The sequence below is a fragment of the Magnetococcus marinus MC-1 genome, assembly GCF_000014865.1.
Lineage (GTDB): Bacteria > Pseudomonadota > Magnetococcia > Magnetococcales > Magnetococcaceae > Magnetococcus > Magnetococcus marinus.
Genome location: NC_008576.1, coordinates 3,625,001 through 3,647,680 on the forward strand (window position 1 = coordinate 3,625,001; position 22,680 = coordinate 3,647,680).

Consider the following 22,680-nt stretch of genomic DNA (forward strand, 5'->3'; position numbering starts at 1 on the left):
ATACTCAGTCTGACTTACCAGCCCTTTCTCCGCTAAAAAGGTGCCCCACAGATGGTCGCTATCCCCACCTAACAGGGTATTGTCCAGATCAAAGATGGCCAATGTCATGCAGCTACTCCCTTTTAAAACAGACGCCAACTCTCCATAAAGTGGCGTGACTGTTGTTACCATGCTTAAGATGAAACAGACAATGCGCATTCTCTCAACTTGGCCTTGGTGTAGGCTTTTTTTACAACCACGTCACCCAATTGCCCCCGCAGGCTCAAACCCCTTTGGTGGATATGCAGCGATAACTCTTATTACAAGATGGAACAAAGCCTGCAAAGCCGTACTCTGAATGAGTAGACTTTAGCTTAAATCCCCAACCTATGCAGATACCCATGCACAAACATCCCCCACAGAGCGCTGTCAACTGTATGAAGTGCCAATATTTCCGCATAACGTGGAACCCGACCCACCCCCGCGCTTGTAGCGCATTGGGCTTTAAGGGGCGTGAAATGCCGAGCACCGAGGTCTTGCGCGCTTCCGGTCAACCCTGCTTGCTGTTTACCCCTAAACCAAGCCATAACCATAGCCATACCCCTAAAGATCATACCCCAAACGGCTGGTATGGCTAAACAAACAGACGCTTTTTCACCCTCTCTTTAAAGCTTACCTGTTTGTGCCCCCCCCTATCCCTACTCTATGATTTCAACATATTAAGCTTGCACTGTATTTCACTTCACTTAGACATAGATGATGTGCCATATTGTGGACTCTAGGTGCGCTACGGTTAAGTGGCGTGTTTTATTGGTAGTTCTGCAAGGTGTGACAGCAATCATGGTACTTCATCTTACGATTTCTCAGAAAATCTTTCTCTTCCTCGGCATTATGGCGTTTTCCATCGTGCTTGGAAGCTCCATCGCCATGAACCGTGTGCACAATTTTTCCCAAATATGGGCCACCTACCAAGAACAAGCAGCCGCTCGGGAATCTCTTTTGCTCAGGTTAAAAAGCCAGCTTGGTTATGGCAATGGCATACACCACTTTAAAAATTATCTGTTACGCGGTTCATCCAATCATGGCCAAGAGGCCAAACAGAGCTTTCATGCCGCCCTTGATACCATTGCCGCTTACCGCAAGCTGCCAGGTCTTACCCCTCAAGAAAAACAGAGCCTGGATAACATAACCAACACCACCCAACGCTATCTGCAAGCCGTGGAGACCGTTGCAACCATGTTGGCACAAAACAACAGCATTGATGCCATTGATAAAGTTGTGGCCGTTGACGACAGCTCTGCCACTCAGGGATTTGATGCCCTAGAATTGGCCGTTAAACGTATAAATCTAAGGACCACCACGCAACTCAGCACCGCCGTTACAAACACAAAAACACTTTTGCTGTTTATCTTTATCTTTATCGCCATCGTATGTGGCGCTTTTGCCCTCATTACACGCCAATTCATCTCCAAAAAAATTGAAACCATGCACCATGCGCTCACCCATATGGTCAATGGCAACATCACCCAGGATCTAAAGGTCCCCGCACACAAAGATGAGTTAGACGCGATTTCCGCCCTGATTAATCAACTTACCGATAAATTGCGCATCACCATTCGAGAGGTCAAACTGCAATCGGACACCCTACAGGCTGTGGTTAAAGAGTCGTTGACCGTTAAAAACACGTTAGAAGCTGACGCCCTTGAGTCCCATAATATGACCCGCGATGCGGTCTGCCGCAACGCAGAGGTGGATGATGATTTTGTCACCTTAAAGCTCCACATTGATCGGGTGAGCGAAAACTTTGTGCGGGTTAGTCAGGCGGCTGAAATTCTCTCTCACAACATTGAGACCATCGCCAACTCCGCTGAAACCGCCAGCATGAACGTTTCTGCCGCCGCGCAGGCGACCAGCGAGATGAATATGAACCTGGGGGGCATTAACCAAGGTATGGAGCAGGTTAATGAGACCATTGTACGCGTGGCCTCATCCGTCGATGAGATGACCAACTCCATCAAACAGGTGGTGGTCCGGTGTGCCGACGCACAAAAGGATTCGGAACAGGCCAATCAGGACGCACGAGACACCATCCAACTGATGGATCGCTTGGATAAATCGGCCACCGCCATCGGTAAGGTGGTGGAAATGATCAACGATATCGCCGAACAGACCAACATGTTGGCGCTAAACGCCTCCATTGAGGCCGCTGGGGCCGGTGAAGCAGGTAAGGGCTTTTCGGTGGTCGCCAATGAAGTCAAGGATCTGGCCAGTCAAACCGCAGATGCCACCAACCTGATCTACCAAAGCATCCATGAAATCCAGGATAATACCCGACAGGCCATCGACGCCAACCGGCGGGTCTCATCCAGCATTGACCGCATTCACCAAGGCAACCGGGAGATCACCGCACTGGTCGAGATCCAAGAGCATACGGTGCAGGATATTGCCCAATCCATGGAAGAAGTCACGCGCGTTACCCATGATGTCTCCGCCAACACGCAAGAGCTCTCCAACGCCGCCTATAGCGTGGCTGAATCCAGCCAAGAGGCCGCACAAGATGCCCAACAGATCGCCCATTTAGCCAGTAGCGCCACCAGTGAAGCGGAGCAATTGGTCAGCCTTGGCAACACCTCCAAGACCTTGGCAGCAGAAGCGCAGGCCATGGGCATGACCATCTTTTCTGCCTCCACTCAGGTGCAAAAAAATGGCATCAAGACCATCAACCTGGTCAATTTGATGAATGGCTCCATTCATCAAACAGGCATGTTGGTGGATGTTATTTTAGAGACCAGTCAGGGGTTGAACAACTCGACCAAAGGCTTAAATGCCGGTCCCACCCCCTTTGATGTCGAGGCGATCAAGCTGGCCCACTTAGGTTGGTTGGGTAAATTGGAAAATGTGATCCGTGGCCGCACAGCCATGAGCCCCGGCCAAGTGGCCTCGGGCCGGGAGTGTGCTTTTGGTAAATGGTATTACGCAGAGGGGTTGGAAAAATTTGGCGCCCTGCCCGTCTACCAAGAGCTTGGCGAAGTTCACTTAAAAGTCCATGAATTGGCCCGTGAGGTGGTGGCCCTGGTGCATGAGTCCCAAGATCACGACGCCGCCCTGCGCAAAATGGATGACTTTAACGGGGTGCGACGCAACCTGTTTGAACTCTTGGATCGCGTCTACCAGGATAAAGAGGCCATCGCCCTGAGCGCCTAGCTGTCGGATTGCCGTCTAATCGCGTGTGCCATGCAAAAAGGCCAGCTTAAAGTTGGCCTTTTTGCATGGCACCCCCTTTTACAGCTTACCTTGCATCTCCTCAACCCAGGCACGAAAAGACTCTGCGGGCCAATTTTTCTTATGCTCATTACACTCACCGCAGCAGGGCACACAGTTGCTATGGCTGCTACGCCCCCCTCGGCTGATGGGCTGCACATGGTCCATGGTCAACTCCTTGGGGTGGTAACGCCGCTGACAGTAGTAACACTGCCCACGCCCTAACTGGTTTTTCCACCACTGACTGCGTTTTAACTCTTTGGCTTTACGCCGTTCCTGCTCCATCATCTCTGGATCCGCAGGAATAAACAGCACATCATGCTCTAATTTATTCATGACCCTCTTTCATCAAATGTATGGGCGTAAAGGGGGTCAAATCCCAAGGGGGTACCTGACCCATAATGAACTGAGTGGTCACTTCAGCAGTAATGGGTGTCATTAAAATGCCATTCCTATAGTGCCCCGTGGCAAAATAGAGCCCCGGCCAAGGTCCTTGTCCCAGCAAGGGGTGGCCATCTCCTGTGGCAGGCCGCAGCCCTGCCCAAGCATCGGTCATGCGGGCCTGCTTAAGCAGAGGCACCATCTCCAGCGCCATCTGTGTGATGCGCTGCAAGCCCTCGGTGGTTACGGCTTTATCAAAGCCTCGGTCTTCCAGGGTTGAACCCATGACCACCCGCCCATCGGCACGGGGCACAATGTAACCTTTGTAGCCATACACCACATGTCGAAAGGCCGGGGGGCGCATCTCAACCTGCAAAATCTGACCCGACATAGGCTTCACCTGGGTGCGCAGCGGGGGCAACCCCCCAATCATGCTGCTCCAGGCCCCCCCGGCAATGATGACATGATCCCCATGAATCACCTCATCCCGGCTGGCCACCCCCACCACCCGCTCCCCCTGTACATGCAGCCCTGTCACCTGTACCCCGCTGCGAAACTGCCCCCCTAAGCGCGCTACGGCGGCGGCCAAGGCGCGCGACAAGGCCACCGGCTCCACTTGGTGATCATCGGGATAAAAGTTTGCTCCTATGATGCGCTCGCTCAGTGCAGGTTCCAACCGACGCGCTTCGTCCCGGTCCAATATTTCAACCCGTAAATCGCGCTCTAACATCCACTCCGCCCGTCCAGCCGCCAAACGCCCCTCGGCAGGATCCATGGCAACTTCCAGCACCCCACTCTCTTCATAACCACAATGTACGCCGCTTACATCCTGCAAACGCCCTACAAAATCCCGAAACATGCCCCGACTGGCGACACACAGATCTAAAAAAGCCCCTCCCCCTGACACCTCGGATTGAGCCCCCAAGATGCCCGCGGCAGCGGCTGAGGATTCGGCCCCAGGCAGGGCTTTTTCCAAGAGCGTGACGCGATACCCCTGCTCCAACAGACGAAAGGCACATGCGGTCCCCATCACCCCAGCCCCGACAATCACAACATGTTCCATCTCTTCCCCTTCCTTCCAGCCTTTATGCAGCCCCGCGTCCCTAACCGGCTGAGGTCAGATCCAGACGCAAAGCAAAGGCTGTCGCCTTACGCGCAGGATCATACCCCTGCCATTTAGCTGGGGGCAGTTCATGCAACTCAACTTCGCGGTAGCCGCTCCGCAAAAAAAACTCTGCCACGCGCTCACTCTGGGTGGCGGCAAACAGATAGTGGAGTGACTTATCGGCGGCATGCTCGGCCACGGTTTGCAACAGACGCGCCCCAACCCCATTGCCTTTATAACGTGTCAGGGTATAAATGGATATGATTTCCCCTGCAAAAGTCTCTGCATAAGGTTCCGTCAACACGCCTACCACCCCAGCCAAGCGGCTACTCCCCCCCACGAACGCCCCCCATCCCTCGCTTAACAGCGTGTAGAGGTGGTGTTGGGGACGGCGCATCAAGAAGCCCTCTTTCTCGCCCCGATGGATCATAGACTCCACCTCCGAAAAATGGTCAAGCCGCAACCGCTCCACTCGACAATAGTGATCAATGGAGAAGTAGGTCCCTGCCCCTTCATAGGTGAGCAGTTCGCGCTCCAAATTTTCTGGCTTGCAGAGACTGACCGACCGCACCCCTTTTTGCAGCAGTTGGCCAATGGCACTAAGTACGGGCTGCTGGGAGACCGGTGGCTGACAGGATATCTCCGCCAGTTGGGCCAGGGAGATAAAATTGATCCAGCCACCCTGGGGATCTTTAATGCCCCCGTCTCGACGTAACAGCAACACCCGATTGGGTCGTAGTGGGCTCAAAAAGTCCGTAACCTGCTGCATCTCCCTAAGCGGCTGTTGATCAAGCACCCCCACCACCCGGCTCAAGACACCCTGCCAGAGCTTTTGCAAGGTTGGCCAAGCGGCGTAACCCAGCCACGGCTCGCCCTCCACCTTGCGGCCAAGCTCAATACAGCCCAACGCTCCTGGCTCTGCACAGAGGGGCTCTGCGGCCAGCAGCAGCAACCGCACACCACTTTGCTGCAACCGCTGCATGCTGGCATCCAACTGCTGCCATGCGCTTGGCTCAAGGGAATCCAACAACACCAGCACCACCACCTGCTGTTGTAGACTTGTTAAAAAGAAACTACGCTCGGAAAAAGCGGTGGAGGGTGTCATCGAACCTTCGTACTCCCATCTTCATCAAAATAGGGCAGCGCGCGCAAACATGGGTGGCGCGCGCTACTTGAGCAGGCCACATTAGGATGACGCCTCAAGAAACGCCATTAACAAACCGCTTATAACATCCTCTCGCTGACACATTGGGATACGACAATCCGAGCAGCCATACTCTCCCCGAAGGGATGGTTGGACAACAGACCCCATGATAAAGCCTCAACCCAACGCAAGAGAGCGTTTCTACTATAATAAAGGGCTCTCCTGTAGGAGAGCCCTTTGTGCAAACACATTGGGATAATCCCCTAGGAAACCTTTTTGCCGGCAAAATGTTCTGCATATTTCCGGTCGGTCCCCATGATATGGTTCACCAACCAATCCCGTAGCAAACCGGTGAGATCCATATCAATATAGGCTTCACCTTTATCCACCTGCGCCACCAATTCGACCACCGCATCGGTAAATTTAATATGTTCTGGCAGGTGCGCCTGCAAACCAGGAAAATGGTTGCGGCGCATAAATGCCTCTTCATCTTTAAAGTGATTGACGGTGTAGGCGATCAAACCATCCACCATGGTACGCAGCTTTTGTTTGCCACCCTGCCCGCTGGTAATTTCTTGGTGCAGAGCATTGACCATCCGTACCAACTCTTTATGTTGGATATCCACCTCTTTAACGTTGGTCAATAGAATATCGTTCCACGGAAAAAACTCCTCCCCGGTACCGCACCCTTCTTTACCGCAACTCAGATAGAGTTGATCTAACAGCTTAAACAGGTGGCGTCGCACTCGGTCAAATTTGGACATGCTGGCCATGGCCTCTTCTCGATGCCCCTCCTCCACCATTTTGATTACCTCGCGTGCCATATCATGCACCTGCAGATGCAGCTCGCCCAGTTCCACAAAACGCGCCATTTCACCAAAGGCCGCCTTACCTTCACCATAGTACCACTTGCCTAGCTCGCAATCCCGCGCACCCCCAACATCAGTAGAGCGCAACCGGCTGCGGCCATGGATGACATCTTCCAGTTTACCAATCCAGGCCAGATGGGCCGCTTTAATGTTCTCAATGCTAAACAGGGGTTCCCCCACATTAAAGCCACGCTCTGCGGCATCCAATGATTTACTGGTTTCAGCCACAACCTCCGTAAGGAATCCCGAATACTCAATATCCCCATTAAGGTAGCCAAGCAGCTGCATGGTCTCCATCATTTTTTTCTGCACCTGCACCGAGGAGGTGAGAATTTCTGCCGCCCCAAAGCGCACCGCGTCCGAGCTATCCGCAGCCGTACCGATCTGTTGGTTGACCTGATCGGCTAGATCACTGAGCACGCTTGCGGTTTCAGCAATTTGCGTGGTGTCATTGGCGGCATCCAAGGCACTGCGCGCGACCTCTTGCGAAGCCGCCGCCAGTTCATGAGCATTGCGTGTCACCTCGCCCGAAGCCATGGTCACTGCATCCATAGAAGCGGAAATATTCGCCACCGAGCTGGCTTGGTTCTCCACCGCTTCGGTAATCATGCGGTTGGTTTCGGCCAGTGAGCTGATAATGTCACTCACCCCTTGGGTTGCCTCTGACGCCATTTCGGTACGTAGCTGAATTTCACTTACTTGGGTGGCGATCATCTTGGTGGCATCGGCGGTTTGCGAGGCCAAATCTTTCACCTCGTTGGCCACCACCGCAAACCCTTTACCCGCCTCGCCAGCCCCGGCGGCCTCGATGGCGGCATTTAGGGCCAACATATTGGTCTGTTCCGCAATGTTATTAATTAACTTGATGACATTGCCGATCTCTCTGGCCGCGCTTGCCAGAACGTGCATCACCTCTAGTGCTTCTGAAATATGCTGCCCCGCCGCAGCGGACATTTGATCGGCCGATTCACAACTGTGGGTAACATGTTCCAGAGAGTTATTGAGTTCATCAACCGCCGAGGCGACCGTGGAGACCGACGCATTAACCCGCTCTAGACTGGCGTTAACCTCAGAAATATTTGAGTTCATCTCTTCAGCGGCCGAGGCCATGGTGCTCACATTGCCGCTGGCTTGATCGGCAGACTGAGCAATAGCCCGCACATCGGTGGCCAGTTGCCCGGCAGAGTCGGCCACCGCCGAAATGGACTCTTTGGCCTGATAGATAAAATCGTTAAGTTTATGAATTTCCGCATCCAGCCGGTCATTTTCCAGCACCACATCGTTGGCCAATTGGCTATTGGTATGGGCATCTCGGAGCAGAGACTCTTTAACAGGCATCAGCTGACTGACCACGCCCTTAATGGTTTGGGATTGCACCCCCACCGTTCGCAGTACCCACAGCAGCTGGTTGCTCATAGAGTTTAAGCGATCAACAAAGATCTGAAATTCCCCGCAGAAATCGCGTCCAAGACGGCGGTTAAGATCCCCCACCGCCATCAGATCCAGGTGGTTGCTAATACGGCGTACCTGCTTATTTAAGCTAAATTGCCGCCACAGCGTAAACAGCAGCACAAAGGCACCAATCAACAGGCTAAACACCGTGGTCCAGGTCAGGGCAAGCACCACATTTTCGGCTTTGCTATTGGATTCACCCGTGACCATGACCACCGCTGCATTCATGCTTTTTAGCAACACCACGCTTTCATCCAAAAGCTTGATCGCTAGGGCATCTCGTTGCTTACCTGGTGGTTCGCTCAGCACATCGGCTATGCTTTGTTGGTAGAGTTGCCAGATCCCTTGAACTTTTTTTAACTGGGCGAGATTCGCCGCAGAGGGACGCACCATTTCAACCTGCGAGGCGGCCTCTTTATCATCCGGGTTCAAGGTGGTGGTGGTGCTGCCACCCTGGATGAGGGCTTGCAGGGTACGGTCAAACAGGCGTAGCGTTTTTTGCAAACCCGCTTCATAAGCTTTACGTTTTTCACCGGCATTTTGCAGAGCGGCAATAAAGAGCACCTCTTTGGCCGCCTTTTGCGAAAGCATGCGCTGACGCCCTGCCATGTTGATGGTATTGGCGTACTCCGACTTGAGCTGAGTCGTTTTCCAATAATTGAAGGCGGCCAACATCACCAAAACTAATATTAAAAAAGAGAGTATTCTGAATGACGCTTTCAGGCTAAGATGCAGCAGTGTGTTCCCTAATTTTTTTTCATCTTTCATAACAGTGAATCCCCAAATACATCGTGGACAATGCACAATTAACCCGTTACTGCACCTCGGCCAAACTGGTCATATGGTAGCACATTAGCCAAAAAAATAGCCCTGACAATTCGATCCAGGGCTATTTTATTTACCATTGTTCAACCATTAAGATCAAAGAGATCGTCGTTCTAGATCAAGATTTTGCTCCACATCAAGATTCGCCCGATTGGTCACAACGGCAGTCTGCGCCAAGGCTGGTTGTAGATAGGTTTCGGTGACGCGCTTTAAATCCTTCCAGGTTACCGCTAAAATCTCCTTACGGAAGCGACGGCGCACCTCGGGCGTGCGGCCACGCCGCAGATCATGGTAGGCCCGCTTTGCCTCGCCAGAGGGGGAGCCCGGTTTATCCATACCGCCGATCACATTCAGAATGGCCTCTTCCAGTGGGGCATCGCCATGCCCATCGGCCAGCAGCCAGTCGATACAGCGATCAAAGTCCTGCAAGGTTTTGCCCAAGCGCGGATCGCGGAACGATTGAAACCGAAACGCCGCCGCATCGGCATCAAAACCCGCACCCGCCCCATAAGCGCCGCCCTTTTCACGAATGGCTGTATGTAAAAAGCCGTTGCGCATCAAGGGACCCAGCACCGTCAGTGCGGGGGCATCCGCGTGGGTATAGGGCACCGCCGCATAACCCCGGGCGCAATAGTTTACTTGGGTTGAGGTCACCCACGCCAGCTTGACCGGCTGGCGTTCCACGGCAATCTCTAGTTTACCTGGAATCAGCCCCTGAGAGGGGTGCCAAATCTTGGATAAATCCTCACCTAATGCGCTCTTTTGCGACGCCTCGCCAATGCCCAAAAACTGTACAGGGGTCGCCGCAATACGGTCGCGGATGGTGCAGAGCTGCTCTGCCAACGCCTCTAAAGCGCCCTTCTCTTCCAGGGCGCGGTCCAATTTTTTTAAGAGGCCAATGGAGCTCATCCCCCCCCACCGTTCACTCATGGCCGCTGCGGGGCTCATGCCCTTTAAGGCTGAGGCGATGGCAAGCGCGGTCCCCCCATTGCTGATTTTCATCTCGGCACTGGCACGCATCTGCCCCACCAACTCACGCAGGCGACTGAGTTCATCAAAACGGGGTGCGCTCAAGGTCTCTTGCAACAGTGCAACCATCTTTTCACGGTTACGCAGCAGCGCCTTGGAGGAGACCGAAAAACGCCCGTCATACTGTTCTACATCGCTGGCCAAGGCCGAAATGGAGCCCCGCGCCCCTACCCCGCCCGTATAGCGCGAGATCAAGCCTTGGGTCTGCAAATAGTCCCGGCCACCGCTGCCAACCTCCACCACACAAGCCCCATAGAGCGGCATAAGATCCAACAACTCTGGCTCCAGCTCTGGCATGGGGGTAAAGGCTTGCAGATAGATCAAGCCATTGGTGGGTTGTGTGTACCACTCCATATCCTGGGATGCCCGTTCCCCGGTGGGAATAAGTAAATCCTTGGGCACGTCAGCCAGCGTTACCTTGGGCAGCACTTCGGGATCATCTTTACTCTCTTGGCGGGCTTTAAGGGCCACCGCCTGTTCCCGCAACTGCTCTTTTTGCGTATCACTCAACTGTGCGCCAACCGCCAGCAGACGGGCCTTTTCTGCGGCCTCCATACGCTTATTTTTTTCACCATCGGGGGTAAGTGTAAAACGCACGCGGTGGGGATTATCCAGCAGCCACGCCCGCACCAACTGGGGAATTAAGTTAGGATCAGCCGCCTGCTCCCGTAGTGTGTTTAAGGCACCGTCCATATTTAAAGCCGCCACGCCATCCCCGCCATGCAGCGTGGCCGGCAGGGCGGTAAGCATCAATTTCAGCCCGTAGGGTAGCCCGTCACCGGTGACTTCCCGTCGCGAAAGCTCCAGTTGGTGCAGCACGGCCTCGACCTGTTCGGGCTCTACGCCCTGCTCGGCGACCTCCTGCAACACCTGCAAAATCAGGGCTTCGACCGCCTCGGCCTGCTCTGGCTCCGACCCTTCTAGGCCACAGGCAAACACCATTTCCCGGCCCGAATCATCCACCCCACACACCGGCGAGGGGGCATTACCCAAATCGCTGGTCTCTAACGCTTTTAACAGGGGCGACGCGCTGTTATCCAAGAGCACACCAGAGAGCAAATGGGCCTTGAGCAGGCTCTCTAGATCCACACTTTTGGGCCACAGCCAGCCCACAACTTGGTGGGTTTTTGCACTTAAATCGGGTTCATCATCCGCCGCATAGCTGTCGCTGGCGGTGATGGGAGCGGTTAAACGTTGTTCATCTGGCACCTGCAAGTGGCGCACATCCAACCGTTCAAAACGGCGCAGCACCCGTGTCTCGAACATGGCCTGATGCGTCACCGCAGGGATGTCCCCATAGGTCATGAACACCGCATTGGAGGGGTGATAGTGGGTGGCATGAAAAGCTTTCAGCGCCTCCCAGCTTAAATCAGGGATGGCAACCGGATCGCCCCCGCTGTTGTGATGATAGGTAATGGTGGGAAAAACATGCTGGGAGAGGCCATCCCACAGGGCCCGCACCGGGCTGGCCATGGCCCCTTTCATCTCATTAAACACCACCCCTTTATAGCACAAGGGGCTGTTGGCATCGTCCAGATTCTCTGGCTCGATGCGGTAGCCCTCCTGGGCAAAATCCAAGGGGTGCAGATTGGGAAAAAAGGCGGCATCCAAATAGACTTCCAGCAAATTATTGAAATCTTTTTTAGAGAGCGAGGCAAAGGGATAGGCGGTCCAGTCGCTGGAGGTAAAGGCGTTCATAAACGTCGCCAGCGAGCGCCGTATCATGGTGAAGAAGGGATCCCGCACCGGATAGCGCTCCGAACCGCTAAGCACCGTATGTTCCAGAATGTGTGCCACCCCGGTGGAGTCCTTAGGTACGGTGAGAAAGGCCACCAGAAAGGCATTCTGGTTATCTTGGCTTACCATATGCAAATGGCGGGCACCGGTGCGTTGGTGCAGGTAGGATTCCACCGTCACGTTGAGCGCTGCAACCTCTTGACGGTCCACCAATTCAAACATCGACTCAGACATAGATACCTACAATGGTTGATCGTTCATAAACGCACCCATAGGGTGCATGGGGTATAGGCCAAACAAGAACCGTTAAAGTTCCATTTTGCAGCATATTAACCGTTTTTCATAGTTTTAGGCAGGGGAAAACGGCGCATCATCCAAGGGATCATCAACACACCCGGCAGCGCCGCTAGGGTGGTCAAGCCATAAAAGAGACTCCAACTGCTGTTTTGTGCCATCCAACCGGCATTGGCGGCCAGCAGGGTACGCCCCACCGCCGCCAGTGAAGAGAGCAGCGCATATTGGGTCGCGGTATAGGTTCGGTGGCAAAGTCCCGATAAATAGGCCACAAAGGCCGCCGTGCCCATACCCCCGGCGAGATTTTCTACCCCAATCGTCACCCCCAGCAGCGGCACACTATGGCCCACTTGCGCCTGCACCACGAAGAGCAGATTAGAGAGCATCTGCAACACGCCACACAGCAACAGCGCCCGCATCACCCCGAGCCGTGCCACCAACACCCCCCCCACCAGCCCACCGAGAATAGAGGCCACCAAACCAAACAGTTTGGTGATATTGGCAATCTCAATCTTGGTAAACGCCAAATCCAGATAGAACGGGTTGCTCATCACCCCTGCCAGCGCATCCCCCAATTTATAGAGCAGGATAAAGAGCAGCACCCACAGCCAACCCGGACGCTGCATAAAATCGGTAAAAGGCGCAACCACTGCGGTTTTCAGCCAAACCAGCAGGCCACCTTGGTGGGTTGGCGTAACGGACTCTGCGCGAGGTTCGGCATTGCTCAACACCGTGAGCATACCCACCCCCATACAAAGGGCCATGATGGCATAAACAAGCCCCCAAGCGACCACACTGGCCAGATAGAGCGCGCCTGCCCCAGAGACCAGCATACCCAGGCGGTAACCAAGCACAATCATGGCGGCGCCGGCCCCCTGTTGCGCAGGGGTCAACAGCTCGACCCGGTAGGCATCTAGGACAATATCCTGGCTGGCACTCATAAAGGCGACCAGCAGCGCCACCCCAGCGGTTAACCAGGGCGTGCCCACCGGATCGCACTGCCCCAAGAGCAAAAGAGTCAGCGCCACCCCCAACTGGGTGAACAGTGCCCACCCCCGCCGCCGACCAAAGCGACGGCTGAACCAAGGCAGTTGCAGGGTATCCATCAAGGGTGCCCATGCAAATTTAAAGGTATAGGGCACCCCCACCAGCGCAAACAGGCCGATGGAGGTTTTACTTACCCCCTGTTCGGCCATCCATAGACTCAAAGTACCCAAGGTAAGCGCCAAGGGTAGCCCGCTGGAAAAACCCAACAGCAGCACCGTCCACAGTGGCCTTTGCGCATAGAGTCTGAGTGTCTCTTTTAAATAACGGATCATATTACCTTTTTCAAATAAGCCCGGCAGGCGATGGGTTTTGCACAGCACGCTTATCTACCCATGCAATTTTTTCTCCAAGGGGCTATAATGGCGCTTTTTCCCAAGCAAGCAGGAGAACAGCCCATGGCACGCATCGCCACGGAGTCCCGCACCACCGGCGAAACCAAGATCCAAGTCACCCTTAACCTGGATGGCAGCGGCAAGGCCCAGGTTGATACTGGGGTTGGTTTTTTGGACCATATGTTGGACCAAATCGCCCGTCATGGCGGCATGGATCTGGAAATCGAGGCATGCGGCGACCAGCACATTGATGACCACCATACCGTAGAGGATGTGGGCATAACCATGGGTCAAGCCTTTCGGCAAGCCATCGGCGACCGTCGCGGCATCACCCGCTTTGGTCACGCTTATGTGCCTCTGGACGAAGCGCTTAGCCGGGTGGTGGTTGATCTTTCCAACCGCCCCTCCCTCTCCTGGCGGGTCAAGTTCCCCACCCAAAAGGTGGGCAACTTCGATACAGAACTGTTTAAAGAGTGGTTTGCCGCCTTCGCTCAACAAGGGGGCATTACCATGCATGTTGAATCGCTCTACGGAGAGAACAGCCACCATATTGCCGAGAGCTGTTTTAAAGCCTTGGCCCGCGCCCTGCGTAGCGCGTGTGCCGTGGATGCGACATTGGGCGGGGTAGCGCCCAGCACCAAAGGCACTCTTTCGGATTAAGTATAAGGATAGGTCGCATGATTACCGTTGTTGATTATGGATCGGGCAACCTGCGTTCGGTCTCCAAAGCGCTGGAAAAAGTGGGGGGCAATGTGGTGGTAAGCGCCCATCCCGAAGATGTCACCCAAGCGGATCGCTTGGTGCTGCCTGGGGTAGGTGCCTTTGCCGACTGCCGCCGCAACCTGGATCGCGCCCAACTGACCGAACCGGTATTGGCCCACATTCGTGCGGGCAAGCCCTTTTTGGGCATCTGTGTTGGGATGCAGATGTTGTTTGATGAAAGCCATGAGTTTGGCGTGCATGAGGGTTTTGGTTTAATTCCCGGCAAGGTCGAGGCGTTTTCTAAAAAAATGCAGGACCCTGCCGATCTTAAACGCCATCTCAAGGTACCCCACATGGGCTGGACCCCGGTGCATCAAACGGTCGAACACCCCATGTGGCAGGGCATTGAGGATATGGCCCATTTTTATTTTGTACACTCGTTTCACGGCGTGGTGGACCACCAAGCACACCAACTGGGGCAAACCACCTACGGCATTCCTTTCACCTCGGCGGTGGGGCATGACAACATTTTTGCCACCCAGTTTCACCCTGAAAAGAGCCAAAACAATGGCCTCAGGTTGCTGGAAAATTTTGTTAACTGGCAGCTATAACCAGCCTGTCTGGGGGGCCGCTGCCCCCCAGACAGGCTTTGAGCAAGGCCAGCCCTAGGAGTGAAGCGTGCGCATCCACCACTTGCACCTGACCCATTTTCGGCGTTTTATTGATTTTAAGCTGACCTTAGATCCTCAGCTTACCCTTTTGGTCTCACGCAATGGCGGTGGCAAAAGCGCATTGTTGGATGCCTTAGCTTTGGCACTAAGCCCCTATCTTAAACACCTGCCCACAGTGCGGGGCAATCGCTTACGCCATGGGGATTTACGCCTAACGCCCAAGGGACGCACAGCCCCCTTTGTGCGCATCTTTTGCCAAACCAGCACAGGCCTTCAGTGGGATCGCACCCTCTACAAAGACCACGGCAAAGCCAGTCGCAAGGCCGAACGTAACGCGGTAGGGCGCAAGGCGCTACGCGCCTATGTGGCGCGCAACTTTCAACCCAACACGCCACAATTGCCCATCTTTATCTATTTTGGCCATGGTGCTCAGGAAAAAGCCAAACGGATGGAACCCTTACAGCGTGCCCACGCTTGGCTAGACACCCTGCAACCCCACGGTCAAGAGGCCTCGTTGCTGGAGGCGCTATTACAGCAGCCCGAGTGGCATGCGCTGTTGCCTTGGGTCGAGCAGGCCATGACCGCAGTGATCCCCGAACTGAGTCATTTGCGCTGGCAGAAGAGTGAGGGGATACGGGTGGATTGGCAGAGCGAAGCGGGTGGCTCCCGTTACCCCATCCGCCTTAGCCAGCTCAGTCAGGGCTACCGGCGCATGTTTATTTTGGTTACGGAAATCGCCACCCGCATGGCCCTGGCCAATCCCAATTTAAGCAACCTGTTAGAGAGCACCACGGGCCTTGTGCTTATTGATGAGATCGAGATGCAGCTTCACCCCAGTTGGCAACAACGGGTTCTGCCCGACCTCATGCGCACCTTTCCCAATCTACAATTTGTCGTCACCACCCACAGCCCCCAAGTGGTGACCACGGTCCCCCCCCACCATCTGCGTATTTTGCACTGGGAACATGATCAGGTGCAGCTTCACTGTGCCACCTTTTCATTGGGCGCTAAAGCCCATCAAGTGCTCAAAGAGGTTTTGGGCACCGACCCCCGCCCGGAACAGCTGGAGATTGTGCGCCAGCTGCGTCGTTATCAAGCTTTGGTGGCCGACGGCTATTGGGACCATGCCGAAGGGCAGGCGCTACGTAAAATTCTGGATGCTTGGGGTGCCGAACATGAGCCTGAACTGCGCCGCCTGGATATGGATATACGCCTTAAAGAGCTGGACCGGCTTACATGAAGCGCATTGATAAACAGCGGGAGCCCAAACCCCTCAAGCGCTATCGCAAGCAGCACCCCAAGGCCTCCTGGGATGCCCTGCGCACGGCGCATCCGGCGGTCTACCCCGCCATCAAAAAGCAGCTACTAACCGACCAAGGTGGCCTTTGCGCCTATTGCGAGATCGACCTTAAAATCAGAAAAAAACCTCGTGAAATCGACGATTTCCGCGTGGAACATTTTCACCCAAAGTCCGATACCAGCGGCAATTGGAGTCTTGATTGGTCCAATATGTTGGGGGTTTGTCATGGTGGCTCGCAGCGCCACGTTACCGCATCGGGTGAGCGTTTTAGTGAAAACAAGCGGGACCATAGTTGTGACGTTCCTAAGGGTTCTCAACACTGGGAGCAGGTGATTCTTAACCCATTGCAGCTTCCCCATGCCCCCAGCTTATTCCGTTTTGACCGCGCCATGGGCAGTGTGCGGGTTGACGAGCACGCTTGTGCCGTAGCGGGGATTGAGGTAGCTCGCGTACAGGCCACCATTGATCTGCTGAACTTAGACTGTTCACGTTTACAGCGTATGCGTCAACGGGTACTGGACCATCTGAACGAACAGCTCATTGTCTTGGTCGAACAAGGGCACACCTTACAACAGGCCCGCGACCGGTTGGCCCGGGCTTATTTAACCAAAAATCACAAGGATTTTTGGCCAGTGGCTTTTTTTTCTGCCATCCGTCACTATCTGGGCCAAAGTGCCGAAAGGGCACTGCGCAACCAGCCACCCCCCCTTTAACCCAAGGCTTAAATCCAGCACAAGCAGCGTCGCCCGGCATCCCACAGGAAAAAGCTGCACCCCCTTCATTAATATGCTAAAATTGGCGCACAGGCGCGTGGCTCGCAACCCCTATTGGCTGTTCCGGGCCAGCATAAACCGATGATCATAGGCGCTTGGGGCAACCCGCGTCACCCGTGCGATACGGCAGCTCAGTGCCACCATTGGGCGGCTGCGGGCCTTGCCCCCACATTCGACGCGGGTTAATCCCCACCATGGGGAGAGGAATTTTGGAGATGGCTTCATCTCTCATACGCAAGCTGGCCCAACGCTTCCCCACCCTCTTGGGGAATCAAGCCCCTTGGCACATTTGGCTCAATTTTGCTTTTGGCCTGATCGCCTTGATTATTGTTGCCTCCGCTGCCCTATCTGGGTTCCATCTTCAACGTTATGGGCAGATGGTCGAGAGCACCACCGCCCAATCCTTTTCGGCTTTAGAAGCCGCAGAAGAGCTCTCCGCGTACAGTGTGCTCCTGTCGGCGGGTCTACCCAGCATGGAACACACGCAACGTTTAGAAGAATTGGCGCCATTAACCAACCGTCTAAGCCTCCATCGCCAAAAGGTCAGAGAGCGTTTGCAACAGTTGCAAGACTGGCTCCCTGCTGATCAATTGAGCCAGGTTCAAGAGCAACTCGGACAGATGGGCGATGCGTTTTCCCAGCTTATTTCTCTCCATGTCACGCGCTTTCGCCTCGCTTCGCAAAAGCAAGAGCAGCGCCATCGCATGCGTAATTTGCGGGCCGCCTTGTTGGACATCATCCCCCCCCTGGATTTTGCTTCTGACGCCCTTACCCAATCCATCAGCCACTCACTGCTAGAACAGTTTCAACAGGAACGGCTAGCCCCTCTTCTGCAAACCGTACAATTGGATGCCGAACTGGCGCAGTTTACATTAGATCTTGCTCAGCAATGTTTCCCACAAAGCCCTAGCCAGAGCCCAGCAAAACCTTTTAACAACCCCATGCCACGGTTACAGAGCTATAGCATGCAGTTGCCCACCCTAACCCCGCTTTTGCATAAATTAGCCGAACTCGGTCCCAACGCTTTTCAAGCCCCTTGCCAAAAGGATGTTACCTTAACCCTGTTGAAGTTACTCCAGCAGACCCATCAAGCCAACACACAAGAAATTAAACAATTAAATCTGGTTATTACCCAGCAGCTCCCCAGTAGCATCGGACAGCTGTTAAAAGAGTCCACCGACCATTACGCGCTAACCATCTCCATCAAAACCACCAACAACCGTTTGCACTACATACTCACGGCGGCACTGCTGACCCAAAACCTAGAGGAGTTGCGACCACTGTTGCGCAGCGCCCGACAGACTTACGCCTTTTTAGCGGCTCAGGTTAGCCAGTACAAAAACAGCCCCATGTCCACACAGAGCCCCCTATTGGTGGATAAAATCGAATCCCTTGTGCAACAGTTTAGCACCCTATTGGAGGGGGATGAGGGCCTCTTACAAAATCACCACAGGCACCTATTAAACAAACAAGCCATTGCTTTAAATATTAAAAATAATTTACACATCTCCAGCCTGCTCTCCGCACGCGTCACCCAACTGGTTAAGGATGTCAAACAACAGGTCAACAACCGCCGCCAAACCATGGCGGCCGGCCTGCCTAGCCAAATTTGGTTGTTGGCATTAACCACCTTGGGGGGATTGCTGATCGTCACCCTGATTGCTCTGCTTACCAGCCACCTACTCAAACAACGCCAGCAGCAGCTCACGGAGGGGGCCAAACGGCTACGCATTGTGGTAGAAAATATGCCGATCATGCTGCAAGCGTTCGATAACAATCATAACATTGTAGTGTGGAACAGCGAGTGCGAACGCATTACCGGCTACAGCCGAGCCGAGGTAATCGGTCAACAACACATTATGCAGCAGCTCTACCCTTTAGAGATGACCCGCCAAAAGGTGCTCGACCTATTTACCAAGCAGAAAAGCAACTTTCGCAATGTCGAGTTTGATTTGACCAGCAAGACGGGCACGCAACACACCATCGCTTGGTCCAGCAGCCACCATCATTTTCCCATCCCCGGCTGGGGGGCTTGGGCGGTGGGGGTGGATGTGACTCAACGCACCACATTAGAACGTGAACTGCTGCTGCATCGGGATAATCTGGATACACTGGTGCAAAGCCGGACCCAAGCCCTACAGCAAGCGATGCTGGATCTGGGCATTAAGACCGCAGAGGTGGAACGTTTTAACCGGGAACTTGCCCACCGTGTCGAGGAAGAGGTTGAAAACAACCGCGCGAAAGATGGCCTGCTTATCCACCAATCGCGCATGGCTGCAATGGGGGAGATGATCGGCAACATCGCCCATCAATGGCGTCAACCCTTGAGCGCTGTTAATTTAATTCTCTTTAACATCAAGGATATGTACCTGTTCGGCGAGCTTGATGAGAGCACCTTGCAAGCCAAAACAGAGCAAGCCAGCGCCTTGTTGCAAAGCATGTCTCAAACCATTGATGATTTTCGTAACTTTTTTAAACCTGATAAAGTTTTAGAGCATTTTGATTTTAATTTAGCGGTCGAGCATGCGCTCTCACTGGTTGCCTCGGCCATGGAAAATCACCAAATCACCCTACATTTTGAACCTTATCCTGAACCCTTGATTATTGAGGGCTACCCCCGTGAACTTTCCCAAGTCATTTTACTTTTATTAAATAATGCAAAGGATGCTATAGTAGAGACCGAACATCAAAAAGGGCTTATCTCTCTAAAACTTACAGAAGTTGGCACCCAAACCAAGCTCACCATCCAAGATAGTGGTAACGGTATACCAAAAGATATTTTAGATCGTATTTTTGAGCCTTATTTCACCACCAAAGAAGAGAGCAAAGGCACCGGTATTGGCCTATACATGGCACGCATGATCATAATGGAGCATATGCATGGCACCATTATGGCCCATAATGAACCCCAAGGGGCTTGTTTTACCCTTAACATACCACGGGCCGAGGGGCATACCCTCAGCGCTGAGCAGGAACAGCTTACATGACACACATGGCGCCAACTAAATTTACCGCCAATAAGCTTCACGTTCTTTATGTGGAGGATGAGGCAACCATACGCGAAGAGCTAAGCTCATATCTAAAACGACGCGTAACCCTGTTGCAGGTTGCCAGCAATGGGGAAGAGGCGTTGGAGATGTTTAAGCGCAGCAAGCCCGATTTGGTCATTACCGATATACGCATGCCCCGCATGGATGGCCTACAGCTCGCCGAGGCCATTCGCGCTCTGGATACTGACATACCCATTATGGTAACCACCGCCTATAATGATGAACGCTTTTTCCTAAAAGCGATCTCCATTGGCATTGATGAGTTTATCCTTAAACCCACGCAACCTGATCTGCTTAGCCAAGCCATTGCCAAGCTGACCAAACATATCGAAATTAAGCGCGAAAGTCAGCGCCACCAACAGTTTGTCGAGATGTTGCTGGAGAGCTTGCCAGCCTTTATCTTGGTGGTCAACGATAGCGAGATTGAACACGCCAACAGCCCCTTTTTGCATTTTTTAGGGCTCAGTCATATGGAGCAGCTGGACCCTAAAGGTTCTGACATCATACAGGCCATCTGTATACAGCCCAACGATGCGCTGAGCCACCTATTGGAACGTGGCGATTGGCTTAGTTACATGACCCAGCGCTGTAACATTCTTCCCACCATTCAGTTGCAAGAACCCAGCAAGAGCCGAGACCCGATTACCTGCGCCATCTCCTGGAGTTTTGACGCCACGGCGGGACGCCAGGTGTTTGCCTTTACGGATCTCTATTTAATCCAGCGCAAGATTAATGATCTTGAGAAAAAAGTCTACCATGACCCCCTCACCGGGGCCGCCAATCGCTCTCGACTCTATGAAAAATTTCATGAAGAGATGAAGCGCAGTGAACGCTATGGATCACCCGTCTCTATTCTGATGTTGGATATTGACCATTTTAAACGGGTCAATGACACCTATGGTCACAATGCCGGTGACGAGGTGTTGTTAGAGGTGGTCAAGCGCATGCAAGGCCATGTACGTGTAACCGATCTGGTAGGGCGATGGGGGGGGGAGGAGTTTTTATTAATTGCCCCTGAAACGGTGCTGGGGGCTGCCCTTGAAGTGGCCGAAAACATCCGCCGCCTCATTGGTCAAATTCCCTTTGGTCAAGTGGGTCGGGTCACCTGTAGTATCGGGGTGGGGCAACTGGCTAAGGGCGAGTCCATGAACACCTGTTTGGAACGGGTGGATGCCGCACTTTATCGTGCCAAAAAGCAGGGCCGTGACCGGGTTGAGATGGCCGACCCACCCCCGACATCCCCTCTTTAAGCCCCATTGCGGAACGGACCCTAAGGCGGGGCAACATGGCCCTCAGCTTACACGCAGGCCCCGAGCACAGACCTTAGCCCTCCTTCTGTGGAGCACGCATAAATAACCTTAAGTGAAACCGCGCTAACCCGGATATTTCATGAATCCCTTCGATGATCGCGTAGAGATTGGATTTTAAAGATCAAGCGAGAACGTCTGGGTTTCATGAAATATCCGGGTTAGGGTTTGATCTGCATTTTCAAACAAGCTATGCAACCTACTCGTTAAGCCCAACCAGCTGTAACACGTTTTGCGGTGGCGCCAAATCAGACCGGACTTTGATAATATTATAATCAGGGTCTGCTGCATGCTCGTGCAGGTCCACCAACTGGATGGAAAACACCGTGTGCGCAGAGCTCTGAGCGAAAACAATAACAAGTGGATGAAGAAGGTGTTCTGCGGAATTTTGCACCACAGAGGCGATCATGCCATTTTTTAATTCTACAATGCTGCCGCTGGGATACACGCCAACCAATTTCACAAAGGCTTGGAACAGGGTTTTGTCATATTTTTCGCCAGCATCCGCCAACATCTCCTGCAAAATGGCATAGCCTCGGTTGGCATCACGGTAAGGCCGCTTAGAGGTGGCGGCCTCAAAGCTGTCTACAATGGCGATCATGCGGCCTGGACGGCCAATTTGCCCCCCCTTTATGCCCTGAGGATAACCACTACCATCAAGCCTTTCATGGTGTTGCTCTACCGCTTGCATAACCGTTTGGTTTGTATCTGAGATATCTTTGAGTAGACGTAAGGTTAATGGAACGTGCATGTATATGAAGCGCTTGTCATTATCGTTCAAATGGCCCTGCTTGTTTAAAATATCGGTAGGTATACGCGCTTTACCTAAATCGTGAACCAGCCCAGCCAAGCCCATGGCCTTTATTTCCTGGTTGGGTAGCCCTAGGGTCTTCGCAAATGCAATCAGATAGGCGGCACTGTTACAACAGTGCTCGTAGGTCACATTATCCCGTAACCGTAGACTTGTGAGGGTCATGAGCGCCAAACTGTTTTGATCGAGCGATGCTTGCAGTTGAGCGACACTCTGGTTGAGCAGTTCCAGGTCAAGTGGTTGACCTTTGGCTGAACGCTCAAAGGCATTTTGAGTAGCCGCACGGGTGACATCCAGCGTTTTGCCAAGCTGGGTCATACTCCGTTTTAGGGCCTGTAAGCCGACACGCGCAGCGGGTGAGGTTTTTGGATCTAAGGCGTCCAGTTGTTGTTCCCACTGCGTCTGGGGCGGCACTGAAGTTGCGTTAACCGTTTCCATAGCTCACCACCTGGCTCTGTTTAGGTCATCCATTTTTTTTGTAGATTTTCTCCCTCAATTTATCAATAAACTGCGGCACTGTCTCCCTAAATATATGCCTAAGCACCTCTTTAGAGTTTGCGAAATATCATAAATGAGACGAAATCAAGCTGTTCCAGCATAAATTTTAACCT

At 53.4% G+C, this 22,680-nt stretch carries 15 protein-coding genes (1 of these 15 running past the window's edge); 7 read left to right on the forward strand and 8 right to left on the reverse strand.

The genetic code is table 11. The features are described 5' to 3' along the window. Nucleotides 1–108, reverse strand: partial view of a histidinol-phosphatase gene (locus MMC1_RS15005; RefSeq protein ID WP_011714484.1) — the beginning only. 558 nt of this gene lie to the left of the window's left edge; 108 of the gene's 666 nt are visible here — the first part of the coding sequence; the start codon lies at nt 106–108; the stop codon falls past the left edge of the window. 711 nt (nt 109–819) lie between these two features. On the opposite strand from MMC1_RS15005, the gene MMC1_RS20450 reads away from it, so the two are divergent. Next, nucleotides 820–3,183, forward strand: coding sequence for a methyl-accepting chemotaxis protein (locus MMC1_RS20450; protein WP_011714486.1), 2,364 nt, complete (start codon nt 820–822; stop codon nt 3,181–3,183). 78 nt (nt 3,184–3,261) lie between these two features. Here MMC1_RS20450 and MMC1_RS15020 read toward each other — a convergent pair whose 3' ends face one another. The 6 genes from MMC1_RS15020 to MMC1_RS15045 all read right to left on the reverse strand — a co-directional run bounded on the left by MMC1_RS15020 (nt 3,262) and on the right by MMC1_RS15045 (nt 13,443). Further along, the gene (locus MMC1_RS15020; RefSeq protein WP_011714487.1) at nt 3,262–3,576 is read right to left on the reverse strand and encodes an HNH endonuclease; all 315 of its coding nucleotides are present in this window, start codon (nt 3,574–3,576) and stop codon (nt 3,262–3,264) included. Next, on the reverse strand, nt 3,569–4,684 hold the full coding sequence (gene thiO / locus MMC1_RS15025; protein WP_011714488.1) for a glycine oxidase ThiO: 1,116 nt from the start codon (nt 4,682–4,684) through the stop codon (nt 3,569–3,571). Before thiO ends, MMC1_RS15020 begins: the two co-directional genes overlap by 8 nt. A 40-nt stretch (nt 4,685–4,724) precedes the next feature. After that, complete coding sequence (locus MMC1_RS15030) at nt 4,725–5,831, reverse strand: GNAT family N-acetyltransferase (RefSeq protein ID WP_011714489.1); 1,107 nt, start codon at nt 5,829–5,831, stop codon at nt 4,725–4,727. Nucleotides 5,832–6,133: 302 nt separating this feature from the next. After that, nucleotides 6,134–8,959, reverse strand: a complete 2,826-nt coding sequence (locus tag MMC1_RS15035; RefSeq protein WP_011714490.1) for a bacteriohemerythrin — start codon at nt 8,957–8,959, stop codon at nt 6,134–6,136. A 153-nt stretch (nt 8,960–9,112) separates the two neighbouring features. After that, complete coding sequence (locus tag MMC1_RS15040) at nt 9,113–12,016, reverse strand: insulinase family protein (protein ID WP_011714491.1); 2,904 nt, start codon at nt 12,014–12,016, stop codon at nt 9,113–9,115. A 95-nt stretch (nt 12,017–12,111) separates the two neighbouring features. Continuing rightward, on the reverse strand, nt 12,112–13,443 hold the full coding sequence (locus tag MMC1_RS15045) for an AmpG family muropeptide MFS transporter (RefSeq protein ID WP_011714492.1): 1,332 nt from the start codon (nt 13,441–13,443) through the stop codon (nt 12,112–12,114). Nucleotides 13,444–13,518: 75 nt separating this feature from the next. On the opposite strand from MMC1_RS15045, the gene hisB reads away from it, so the two are divergent. The 6 genes from hisB to MMC1_RS15075 all read left to right on the forward strand — a co-directional run bounded on the left by hisB (nt 13,519) and on the right by MMC1_RS15075 (nt 21,201). Continuing rightward, nucleotides 13,519–14,115, forward strand: a complete 597-nt coding sequence (gene hisB, locus MMC1_RS15050) for an imidazoleglycerol-phosphate dehydratase HisB (RefSeq protein WP_011714493.1) — start codon at nt 13,519–13,521, stop codon at nt 14,113–14,115. Nucleotides 14,116–14,132: 17 nt separating this feature from the next. Continuing rightward, complete coding sequence (gene hisH / locus MMC1_RS15055; RefSeq protein WP_011714494.1) at nt 14,133–14,768, forward strand: imidazole glycerol phosphate synthase subunit HisH; 636 nt, start codon at nt 14,133–14,135, stop codon at nt 14,766–14,768. A gap of 67 nt (nt 14,769–14,835) precedes the next feature. Further along, nucleotides 14,836–16,068 (forward strand): AAA family ATPase, encoded by a 1,233-nt coding sequence (locus MMC1_RS15060; protein WP_011714495.1) that lies wholly within the window; start codon nt 14,836–14,838, stop codon nt 16,066–16,068. Then, the gene (ptuB, locus tag MMC1_RS15065) at nt 16,065–16,841 is read left to right on the forward strand and encodes a retron Ec78 anti-phage system effector HNH endonuclease PtuB (RefSeq protein WP_011714496.1); all 777 of its coding nucleotides are present in this window, start codon (nt 16,065–16,067) and stop codon (nt 16,839–16,841) included. The genes MMC1_RS15060 and ptuB overlap by 4 nt, the downstream gene beginning before the upstream one ends. A gap of 275 nt (nt 16,842–17,116) precedes the next feature. After that, nucleotides 17,117–19,888, forward strand: a complete 2,772-nt coding sequence (locus tag MMC1_RS15070; protein ID WP_041641273.1) for a PAS domain-containing sensor histidine kinase — start codon at nt 17,117–17,119, stop codon at nt 19,886–19,888. Continuing rightward, entirely contained in the window at nt 19,885–21,201 is a 1,317-nt protein-coding gene (locus MMC1_RS15075; RefSeq protein ID WP_011714498.1) for a GGDEF domain-containing response regulator, read from the forward strand. The genes MMC1_RS15070 and MMC1_RS15075 overlap by 4 nt, the downstream gene beginning before the upstream one ends. 256 nt (nt 21,202–21,457) lie before the next feature. Here MMC1_RS15075 and MMC1_RS15080 read toward each other — a convergent pair whose 3' ends face one another. Beyond that, on the reverse strand, nt 21,458–22,507 hold the full coding sequence (locus tag MMC1_RS15080) for an HD-GYP domain-containing protein (RefSeq protein WP_011714499.1): 1,050 nt from the start codon (nt 22,505–22,507) through the stop codon (nt 21,458–21,460). Nucleotides 22,508–22,680 lie beyond the last annotated feature (173 nt).